6 protein-coding genes, 1 tRNA gene and 1 pseudogene are annotated in these 10,202 nt (G+C 65.4%); 5 read left to right on the top strand and 3 right to left on the bottom strand.

What is annotated here, in order from left to right:
- Positions 1-33: 33 nt before the first annotated feature.
- Together ABDV69_RS18730 and ABDV69_RS18735 are read left to right on the top strand one after the other, a co-directional pair.
- Positions 34-107: transfer RNA gene (locus ABDV69_RS18730), tRNA-Ile, on the top strand.
- A gap of 762 nt (positions 108-869) precedes the next feature.
- Positions 870-2,084 (top strand): DUF4143 domain-containing protein, encoded by a 1,215-nt coding sequence (locus ABDV69_RS18735; RefSeq protein WP_343577081.1) that lies wholly within the window; start codon positions 870-872, stop codon positions 2,082-2,084.
- Here ABDV69_RS18735 and ABDV69_RS18740 read toward each other — a convergent pair.
- From ABDV69_RS18740 to ABDV69_RS18750, 3 genes and pseudogenes are all read right to left on the bottom strand, one after another.
- The gene (locus ABDV69_RS18740; RefSeq protein ID WP_343577085.1) at positions 2,081-2,758 is read right to left on the bottom strand and encodes a type IV toxin-antitoxin system AbiEi family antitoxin; all 678 of its coding nucleotides are present in this window, start codon (positions 2,756-2,758) and stop codon (positions 2,081-2,083) included. The two genes, ABDV69_RS18735 and ABDV69_RS18740, sit on opposite strands and share 4 nt — an antisense overlap.
- A 91-nt stretch (positions 2,759-2,849) precedes the next feature.
- Complete coding sequence (locus ABDV69_RS18745) at positions 2,850-3,722, bottom strand: class I SAM-dependent methyltransferase (RefSeq protein WP_343577087.1); 873 nt, start codon at positions 3,720-3,722, stop codon at positions 2,850-2,852.
- Positions 3,696-5,729 (bottom strand): annotated as a pseudogene (locus tag ABDV69_RS18750) (MMPL family transporter); the annotation flags it as partial. The gene ABDV69_RS18745 and the pseudogene ABDV69_RS18750, both read right to left, overlap by 27 nt.
- Before the next feature lie 247 nt (positions 5,730-5,976).
- On the opposite strand from ABDV69_RS18750, the gene ABDV69_RS18755 reads away from it, so the two are divergent.
- The 3 genes from ABDV69_RS18755 to ABDV69_RS18765 all read left to right on the top strand — a co-directional run bounded on the left by ABDV69_RS18755 (position 5,977) and on the right by ABDV69_RS18765 (position 9,762).
- Positions 5,977-7,563, top strand: a complete 1,587-nt coding sequence (locus ABDV69_RS18755; protein ID WP_343577088.1) for a pyruvate, phosphate dikinase — start codon at positions 5,977-5,979, stop codon at positions 7,561-7,563.
- Positions 7,560-8,165 (top strand): MarR family transcriptional regulator, encoded by a 606-nt coding sequence (locus ABDV69_RS18760; protein ID WP_343577082.1) that lies wholly within the window; start codon positions 7,560-7,562, stop codon positions 8,163-8,165. The genes ABDV69_RS18755 and ABDV69_RS18760 overlap by 4 nt, the downstream gene beginning before the upstream one ends.
- Positions 8,166-8,319: 154 nt before the next feature.
- The gene (locus ABDV69_RS18765; RefSeq protein ID WP_343577084.1) at positions 8,320-9,762 is read left to right on the top strand and encodes a catalase; all 1,443 of its coding nucleotides are present in this window, start codon (positions 8,320-8,322) and stop codon (positions 9,760-9,762) included.
- Positions 9,763-10,202: the final 440 nt, after the last annotated feature.

Below are 10,202 nucleotides of genomic sequence, written 5' to 3' on the forward strand. Positions count from 1 at the left end.
GGTCGGAGCGAATACCTGCAGCTAATTAGCCCAGGGGCGGTAGCTCAGTTGGTTAGAGCCGCGGACTCATAATCCGTAGGTCGCGGGTTCGAGCCCCGCCCGCCCCACGTCAGAGGTTGCTCCTGAAGAGTATCTTCGCCGAGTCACCGTTTATTCACCACTGTTAGCGACGGTTCGATCGAGTAGGTCGGCGACTTGGGCGTGGATTCTGCCGCGCGTCATGTAGGGGTCCTGAGTCATCGAGACGCGACTGTAGCCGAGGTGCTTGTGACCTGCGGGACTCCCAGCTCCTCCCGGACAGTGCGCCACTGGCTGCCGAAGTTGTTGGATCTCGCAGGGTGCCCGCGGTCGACGGGGAGATCACCTTGGCCTCGCCGAGATGGGGAAGCTGGCGACGCGCGGCCAGTATTGCGACCGCAAAGAGAGGCAAGGGAACGGTGCGCCGGCCGGCGGCTGAGTTCGTCTCTTCGACGCGCCTGAGGCCTTCGCCGGCGACGCGGACCACCTTCCCGGTAACCGCGAGCGTCCGTGCTACGCCGTCGTAGTCAATACGGCGGATACACCGCGGGCCTGTTCAAGAACGCGATCAAGGCGGACCGTTTCGCCACGCTCACGATCGACGCGCTCGAGGTGGAGCATGTGCGCCGGCGCATGCCGGAGCACGTTTTGCGGGGCAGTGGATCGAACTCACGGCCCGAGTGATCCGTGCTGCGTCGAGACGCCTGCCGCTGCCGGAATGCGCGAATCTGGTCTGTCGAAAACGGCGAGTCGCGGCTGTCGAAAAGAGCAATTTCAGGCTGTCGGAAACGTAGACTCGTGCAATGTTCGACTATCGTGCACGCGTCGCCGACGCCGAGCTGTCCGAGCGATTGACCTCGATCGGTGCGGTCCTTATCGATGGGCCGAAGGGCTGCGGGAAAACGGAAACCGCCCTCCGGCAGGCAAAGAGTTCGGTTCGTTTTGACACGGACCCGAACGCGCGGGCGCTCCTGGGACTCAACCCGGACGAGCTATTCGATCAAGAGATGCCGATCCTTTTCGATGAGTGGCAGCGCGCACCTGAGATCTGGGATCAGGTGCGACGGCGGGTCGATGATCTGCGCCGTCGTGGTCTTTACATCCTCACCAGTTCGGCAACTCCGAGATCTGAACGCGAGCTACATTCCGGCGCTGGTCGGATCGGCATTCTCAGAATGCGGCCGATGAGCCTCTTTGAGTCCGGCCATTCGACGGGTGAGGCATCCCTGGCAGCTTTGTTACGGGGCGAGGACCAGAAGGCAAAGCGGACCGCGATGACGGTACCCGGCCTGATGGAGCGGATAGTCATCGGCGGGTGGCCGGCGTTGCTCGACCAACCGGAGCGAACCGCCCGGGGCTGGCTTGGCGACTACCTCACGCAGATCGTCGAGATCGACATTCCGGACCTCGGCACCGGCAAGCGCACACCGGACCGACTGCGCCGTGCGCTCGTATCGCTCGGGCGATCCGTCGGGACGGCGATCAAGGTCACCGCACTCGCTGCAGACATCGCAGGTGACGATCATCGGGCTCCTGCAAAGGAAACGGTGAACTCTTACCTCGACGCGCTCGATCGGCTCAAGCTGACCGAGAATTCGCCGGCATGGAAGCCGCACATGCGCTCTCGCACTGAACTGCGCGAAGCGCCGGTCCGTTACTTTGTGGATCCGTCGCTGGGCACTGCCGCGCTGAAGGCCGGATCAAAGGACCTGCTCGCCGACCTCGAGGCCGCCGGATTCCACTTCGAGGCGATGGCAGTCCGCGACCTTCGCATCTATGCCCAACCGCTCGGCGGCGCGATGTACTCCTGGCGCGAGTCTCATGGTCGCAAGGAGGTTGATGCGATCATCGAGACACCGGACGGCTGGGCCGCATTCGAGGTGAAGTTGACCGGCGATCAAGACATCATCGACAGGGCGGCGAACGGTCTCCTCGACTTTGCGGCCAATGTGGACACTTCCAGGCATGGCAGTCCGGCGGCTCTCGTCATCGTGACCGCGACCGGCGGTGGCGGCAAACGAACCGATGGGGTTCATGTCGTGCCGATCTCAGCACTCGGGCCTTAGCCGGCCACACCACCGCAGCGGCACTTGGACGGCTCACCCGGAGTGACGCCAATCTTGACGACAACTGGCCACCCAACTCTCGCCCGTTTCAGTGATGCGATGCGTCGCTGTTCGGTCGCCAGGGCTTGTAGGCGATCTTTGTCGCTGCGCTCGTATAGTGCTGCGACGGCGTTCGGGACATCGATTTCGGCGTTCCCGAGTTCGGGGCGGTGGGCAAGGTCCAGAATCGTCTGCTCCGGTGTGGTCACCAGCGTCGAGCCGAGCTCCGTGTCCCAGCGTTCGGCGTCGACCACCTGGGTGTTGCGTTTGACGAATCTGACGACCGCGGTGCGGTCGGATAACGCGATGGGGCGGTGCTGGGCAGGGACGGCGACCGTCGCGGTGGCCAGCGCGCGCGGAATCGCTCCGTGCAGCCGCGCGGCGCTGACTCCCATGACGACGATTTCGCCCGGCCCGTAGATCGCCGAGGCGATGCCTGCAGCAGCCGTTTCCAAGCCCGGCATCCAGCCGCGTCCCACCATGGCCTGCGGAACGACGACGTAATAACCATCGGCCAACCGGTGCAACAGACCGCGGTCGTGCAGACGCGCCACCTCAGCAGCAGGATGGGCGTAAGTGTGTTGCGCCTGCGCCGGACGGAACGTGCCGAGGGGATGCGCGGCCAGGCTGGCGATCAAGCGGTGTCGTCGCGGCGATCAGCGTCGCCCTCCCGAGGGGATGCGCGGCCAGGCCGGCGGCGGACGTCGTCTCGTCGACGCGAAAACCTCAGCCGAATTCCAACATCGTGTAGGCGCCGCGAGTCTGCTTGATCAAGGGGAGTCGCCAGAAGGCGGGAAATACCGTGCCGAAGAACAGACCCCGGCCTTTGGGCATCGGCAGATCGTGCACCGCCCGTACACCGGGCACGGTGTTGACCAGATCCGCGAGTTGGCGTGCCGACAAACTGAACGGCATCGGCGGAACGCGGTATCGGGGTGTTGCCCGCATGCCCTTCGGGGCGAGCTTCTTGACCAGCACCGGCGGCAGGTCGAAGAGCAGCTGTCCACCTGGAAACCGGCTGGCGCACTGGGTGATCAGTCCCATCGCGTCGTCAGGCTGCAGATACATCAACAGGCCCTCGGCGGTGATGAAGATCCCGTCGCTGGGATCCACCTGGTCCATCCAGCTGTAGTCCAACGCGGACTGCGCAAGGTTGCTGATCTGGGGCTGTGACGGCAGCAGCCGCTCGCGCAGCTCGATGATCGGCGGCAAATCGATGGTGATCCAACGGAATCGAGCATCGGGCAAGGTGCGGCTCAGCCGCCAGTAACTAGTCTGCAGGCCTTCGCCGAGGGCGACGACCGTGGCCTTGGGATGCCGGGTCAGGTACTGGATCGCGCACCGGTCGAAAGCCAATGAGCGCAAAGCCATTTCCTGACCTTTACGGCCGAACTTGTCGAAGTCGTAGTCGATCGAATCGGCCAGCTTGATCGCCATCGGATCATCGATGATCGCGTCGGCGTGGCCTGCCTGGTGGGCCCTGCCGTACAGCGTCATCAATGCCGTTTCGGAAACCCCGGTGAGAATCCCGGTCTCGTGTTCGTCGGCGTCGGTCTGGGTGCCGACGGACCTGGGCCACCAGATCGCATCCCCGATCATCGCGAAGAGCGCCGGAATCACCAGTGTGCGAACGACGAACGTGTCCAGCAGGATGCCCAGCCCGACGATGATGCCCAGCTGGGTGAGCACGATCAGCGGCAACACGCCGAGTACGCAGAACACCGCGGCCAACACGGCGCCGGCGCTGGTGATGACGCCGCCGGTGGCTGCCACCGCGCGGACCATGCCGGCGCGGGTGCCGTGCCCGGGCGTCTCCTCAATGGCTCGGGTCACCAAGAAGATGGTGTAGTCCACCCCGAGGGCGACCAGGAACAGAAACGCGAACAACGGCGTGCTGTTGTCCAGCGCGGGAAAACCCAGCAGATGGGTGCTCGCCCAGCCACCCAGGCCCAACGCGGCCAGCGCCGATAGCACCGTCGCGGCCACCAGTAGCGGCGGTGCTAGCACCGCGCGCAGCAACACGAAAAGGACGACGAGCACGACAACCAGAATCGCCGGGATCAGGACCAACCGGTCGCGAACCGCGGCGTCTCGCACGTCGAGCGCCTCTGCGTCGGCGCCGCCGACCAAAGCTGCCGGCTCCACCGCCCGCAGCGACGTTCTCAGTGCGTCGACGGTAGTGAAGGCCGCCTCGGTGGCTGGGGCGGCATCGAGTACCACCGACCACCGGGTCAGCCCGGCAGGGGATTGACCCTCCGGTCGCGCCGACACGACACCCGGGGTCGCGATGATGGCCTGCTGGACCGGCACCAGTTGAGCGGTGGACGCGATCACCACCGCCGGCCCGGATGAACCTCCGGGGAAGTGCGCGGCCATCGCGTCGAACCCGGCCACCGAATCGGCGTGGATGCGGAACTGCTGGGTCTGGGAAAGCCCGACCGGCGTGGTGAGCAGTCCAGCGGCCGACACCCCCAAGATGGTGACGGCGACCGCGCAGACCATGACGGGCCGGCGTCCGACCGCGTCGGCGACGCGGTGCCACACCCCGGTCGTTGTTCTCGACGCGTCCCCTGCGCGCGGAATGAACGGCCAGAACACTTTTCGGCCCGACAGCACCAACAGCGGTGGCAAGACGAACAGCACGAACACCGCCGCGACGACCAATCCGCACGCGCCGAAGGTCCCCAAGCTGCGGGTGCTCGGGGTCAGTGCCAAGGTCAGCGTCAACAGCGCCAGCACCACGGTGGCGTTGCTGGCCAGGATCGCTGGACCGGCGGCGCGCACCGCGGCGCGCAACGCTGCGCGGTGATCGTTTTCCGTGCGCAACTCTTCCCGGTATCGGGAAATCAACAGCAAGGCATAGTTCGTGCCGGCGCCGAAGACCAGCACGCTGGTGATGCCCGATGTTGCTCCGTCCAGCGTCAGCCCGGTCGCACCTGCGACAAGGGTGCCCACCACGGCGGCGACCCGGTCGGCCAACGCGACGACCATCAGCGGCAACAGCCACAACACCGGCGAGCGGTAGGTGAGGATGAGTAGCAGCGCGACCACAACCGCAGTCACCACCAGCAGCGTGACGTTGGCGCCGGCGAACGCGTTGGCGATGTCGGCGCCGAACGCCGGCCCGCCGGTGACGTGCATGACCAGTTGCGCCGGTAGCCCCGCGGCGGCGGCCGCGCGCATCTCGTGGACGGCGTCGCTGAGTTCGAATCCGGATAGCCGGTCGCTCACCGACACGGTGGCTAGTGCGGCTTTGCCGTCAGCGGACGTCACGACCGGCGACGGGGCACCGGCAACCGCCTGCGGCGTGCGCTGTGCGCGGGCCCGTGCCTCTTGCACTGCTTTCAGATCGGATGAGGTCAGTGCAGATGCGTCGCGCCGGGTGACGACCAGGATCGCCGAGGCTTGATCGCCGCCGGGGAACTGCCGCAGCGCAGCGGCGGCGCGCGCGGAGTCCGAACCGGTGGGCACCGAAATCGGCGACTGGCCGGCGCCGCTCGCGTGGCTGGTCATCGCCATCAGGGCACCTGACGCCAAGACGATCGCGAGCGCCGGTAGCCAGGCCAGGCGACCGGTTACGACGCCAGCGAGGCGCTGCCACACCATAGCGATGACCGTTCCATCCATCTCAGGACTGAATGCTGCCGCGAACGTGACGAGCCTAACGGCGCGCGCCCGTCGTCATCCCGGCGGCGCGCCAGCGCGTCAACGGTGCTGGTCCGTCTGGCGTAACGTCGACACGCCTGGGCTTGTGCCCGCAGCACGGAGGTCGAGCGACAGGAGAGTCATATGTCATGGCGCGCCCGGCGGCGCGGTGTCTGACAGCGCGGCCGTATTCGACGCACCGCCGGTTGTGAGGCTGACCGGCGGTTGCGGCCAGTCGCGAGAGTTGCTCGGCAACAAGGCGCACGGACTCGACGCGATGCGTGCCGACGGTTTGCCGGTGCCACCGGCCTTTTGCATCACCACCGAAGTGGGGGCGCGGTTCTTGGCGGCCCCCGAGCAAACCCTCGACGCGATATGGGAACAGGTCGTCGGCGCGGTGGGATGGCTGGAGCAGGAGACCGCGCGTTCGTTCAACCGTGGCCCCCATCCATTGCTGGTCAGTGTGCGCAGCGGTGCGGCGGTGTCGGCGCCGGGCATGCTGGACACGATTTTGAATATCGGCGTCACCGACGCTGTGCATGAGGTGCTGAAAGCGGCATGCACCGCAGATTTCGCCGACGACACCCGTCGTCGGTTGCACGAGATGTATCGACGAATCGCGTTGGGCGACATCGACGCCGCAGTTCCCGATGACGCCTATGACCAGCTGCGCGGCGCGATTGGGGCAGTGTTTCGGTCGTGGCACTCGCCACGGGCCCAGGCCTACCGGCGACACCACCATCTCGACGACGTCGGCGGTACTGCCGCGGTGGTGCAAGCGATGGTGTTCGGAAACCTGAGTGCCGCGTCGGGAGCCGGTGTGGTGTTTTCGCGCAACCCGATCACCGGAGCCGACGAACCGGTCGGGGAGTGGCTCGCCGGCGGACAGGGTGAGGACGTGGTGTCAGGATCCACCGACTGCCAGCCGCTGACGGCGTTGCGCGACCAACAACCCGCTGTCTATCGGCAGGTGCTGGCAACAGCCCGCCGACTCGAGCAGCTCGAGCGCGACGCGCAAGACATCGAGTTCACCGTCGAGGGCGGACGCCTGTGGCTCCTGCAAACGCGAATCGCCAAACGCTCCGCGTCGGCGGAAGTCACACTGGCTCTCCGGTTTCGGGCGGAAGGGCTCATCGATGACGTCGAAACGCTGCGCAGGGTGACGCCGGCTCACATCGAGAGGCTGTTGTCGCCATCCCTTGAACCCGAGGCCGTAATGGCCGCACCGCTGCTGGCTCGGGGTCTGCCAGCCTGTCCCGGTTTCGCGTCCGGCCGGGCCTACGCTGACATCGACGCCGCCATCGACGCCGCCGAAGCTGGTGACGACGTCATCCTGGTGCGGTCCTCGACCAGCCCCGACGACGTGAGCGGCATAGTGGCGGCCCGCGGCATCGTGACCGAGGTGGGCGGCGTGACCTCCCACGCGGCGGTGGTCAGTCGGGAGTTAGGCCGGCCGGCTGTCGTCGGCTGCGGCGCGGGTGTGGTTGCGGCACTTGACGGCACGCTTGTCACCATCGATGGAACGGCCGGCGAGGTCAGGGCGGGCGCATTGCCGCTGGCCGCGTGGTCGGAGTGTGACTCGGCCGAGTTGGCTGAGCTCGCTGGTATCGCAAGAGCCATCAGCCCCTTGCGGGCACACCACGACGGCCCGTACGTCCGCCTGGATGACCCGACACCCGCGGCGGTTCGGGCAGCAATCGAAGCGGGACACACCGACGTGGTGTCGAACCATCCGCTGGTTGTCATGCTCACCGCCGTGCACGCCGACCACTGGCCATCGAAGGACGCCCGGTGATCGAGCTCAAGACGCTGCAGATGGTCCGGCTCAAGGGCCGTGCCAGCCTCGACGATGTGATTGCCGGCGTCGACGAAGACAAAGCCGCGATCGCCGCGACCGTCGCACGCCTGATCGACGCGGATCTGCTGATCGAGGGCAAGACGCTGCGGTTGTCCCAGTCTGGGCGCGCGCGGCTGGACGCGCTGCTGGCGGCCGAACGGCAGCCGGCCGATGCGGACGCGATCGCGGCTGCTTATCACCAATTCCGCGCTGTGAATTCCGATTTCAAGGCCCTGGTCGCCGATTGGCAACTCCGGGACGGCCGACCCAATCTGCATGACGATGACGACTACGATGCCGCGGTTGTGGCGCGCTTGGGCGACGTCCATCAGCGCGTCGCCCCGATCATTGCGACAGCGGCGCAACAGATCCCACGGCTGTCGGCGTACCCGCGAAAACTGGATGCCGCTTACGCCAAAGTGCGTTCAGGTGACACAGCGTGGCTGACGAGACCGCTCATCGACTCCTACCACACGGTGTGGTTCGAACTACACGAAGAACTCATCGGCGCGGCCGGTCTGACCCGCGAAGAAGAGGCCGAGGCCGGGCACGGGGGCTAGCGCCGCGGGAATCCGCGAGCCCGTCGTGAGCGTGTGCATGAATTCCACGTCGATCGAGTCCCCCGGGTGGCTACTTCTCGCGATTAGTGGGTACCCCACGCCACAGCGTGGCGCCCGGCCCATTCGGTGCTGCTGCTCAACAAGGAGGCGCTACATGACGAAGCGATACACCACCACCGACGGCGGCGCCCCCGCGCCCAGCGACGAGCTATCGCTGACGATCGGCCCAGACGGACCGATCCTGCTGCAGGACCACTATCTGATCGAGCAGATGGCGCAGTTCAACCGGGAGCGCATTCCAGAACGCCAGCCGCACGCCAAGGGTGGCGGCGCGTTCGGGCAGTTCGAAGTGACCCATGACGTTAGCAAGTACACCCGGGCAGCGGTATTCCAACCCGGTACCAAGACAGAGACCTTGATTCGGTTTTCCACCGTCGCCGGCGAGAGAGGAAGCCCAGACACCTGGCGCGACCCGCGTGGATTCTCGTTGAGGTTCTACACGTCGGAGGGCAACTTCGACATGGTCGGTAACAACACACCCGTGTTCTTCATGCGCGACCCGATGAAGTTCCAACACTTCATTCGTTCCCAAAAGCGCATGCAGGCAACGAATTTGCGCGACAACAACATGCAGTGGGACTTCTGGACGCTGTCGCCGGAGTCGGCTCATCAGGTGACCTGGTTGATGGGGGACCGCGGCATCCCCAAGAACTGGCGGCAGATGAACGGCTACAGCAGCCACACCTACAGTTGGATCAACGCCGCCGACGAGATCTTCTGGGTGAAATACCACTTCATCAGCGATCAAGGCGTCGACTTTCTGACTCAGGAAGATGCCGATCGGCTCGCCGGCGAAGACGGTGACTATCACCAGCGCGACCTCTATGAGGCCATCGAGCGCGGCAACTTCCCGAGCTGGACGTTGAAAATGCAGATCATGCCGTTCGAGGAGGCCAAGACCTACCGGTTCAACCCGTTCGACCTGACCAAGGTGTGGCCGCACTCCGACTATCCGCTGATCGATGTCGGCACGCTGACGCTGGATTGCAACGTCACCGATCACCACACCGAGATCGAGCAGGCTGCCTTCGAGCCGAACAACATCGTGCCCGGCACCGGCCTGAGCCCGGACAAGATGCTGCTGGCTCGTGGATTCTCGTATTCCGACGCGCACCGCGCCCGGCTGGGAACCAACTACAGGCAGATCCCGGTCAACACACCGCACGTCGAGGTCAACAGCTACTCCAAGGACGGAGCGATGCGGATCCAGAACGTCACCGATCCGGTGTATGCGCCCAACTCCTACGGCGGCCCGCACGCCGACCCGGCGCGCGCTGCCGAAGTGCGGTGGCAAGCCGACGGCGAAATGATCCGCGCCGCCTACACCCTGCGCCCAGCGGACGACGACTGGGGTCAGGCCGGAACGATGGTGCGCGACGTCCTCGATGACGACGCGCGAGACCGTTTGGTGCACAACATCGTTGGGCACCTGTCTAAAGGCGTCAAGGAGCCGGTCTTGTCCCGGGCGTTCGAGTACTGGCGCAACGTCGACTCCGATATCGGGAAAAAAGTCGAGGAGGAATTCCGGTCGCGATGAGTCGAGTTGTCCGCCAATCGGTGGATCTTTTCCACTTAACGACGGTATTCAGTTCAAATCCATCGCTGCGGACTCGGCGATGACTTACCGTGCGGATGACCTCAATGGCTGCGGTCGGGGAGACGAGCATTCCGATCCGTGCGTCTGCGGGCCGGCCCGGCTTGACTCCGTGCCCAATCCGAACCACACTCGGGGTTCGCTGCACGACGGCGAAACGAGCGTCCCGCGCACGAGGGGACATATATGAGTTCACCCTACGCGCTCGCGCGTCGGCACGCCTGGAGAACGGTTTCATGTCGAAAGTCGCCGTCAGCACACTTCTTGCTGCCCCCGCACTTCTTGCCGGTGCACTATTGCTTGTCAGAGCAATGATCAAAACCTGTGGATGAGCCTCGGCGAGGTGGCGTGAAAGTGGGCGCACCCTCCCGGGGATGATCTGA

It is taken from the genome of Mycobacterium sp. (genome assembly GCF_039583785.1).
Taxonomy (GTDB): Bacteria; Actinomycetota; Actinomycetes; order Mycobacteriales; family Mycobacteriaceae; genus Mycobacterium.

What these genes read in the sequence shown, in the direction of transcription:
- ABDV69_RS18745 (WP_343577087.1), bottom strand. Translation starts at nt 3,722, where the DNA reads ATGATCGGGGATGCGATCTGGTGGCCCAGGTCCGTCGGCACCCAGACC.
- ABDV69_RS18765 (WP_343577084.1), top strand. Translation starts at nt 8,320, where the DNA reads ATGACGAAGCGATACACCACCACCGACGGCGGCGCCCCCGCGCCCAGC.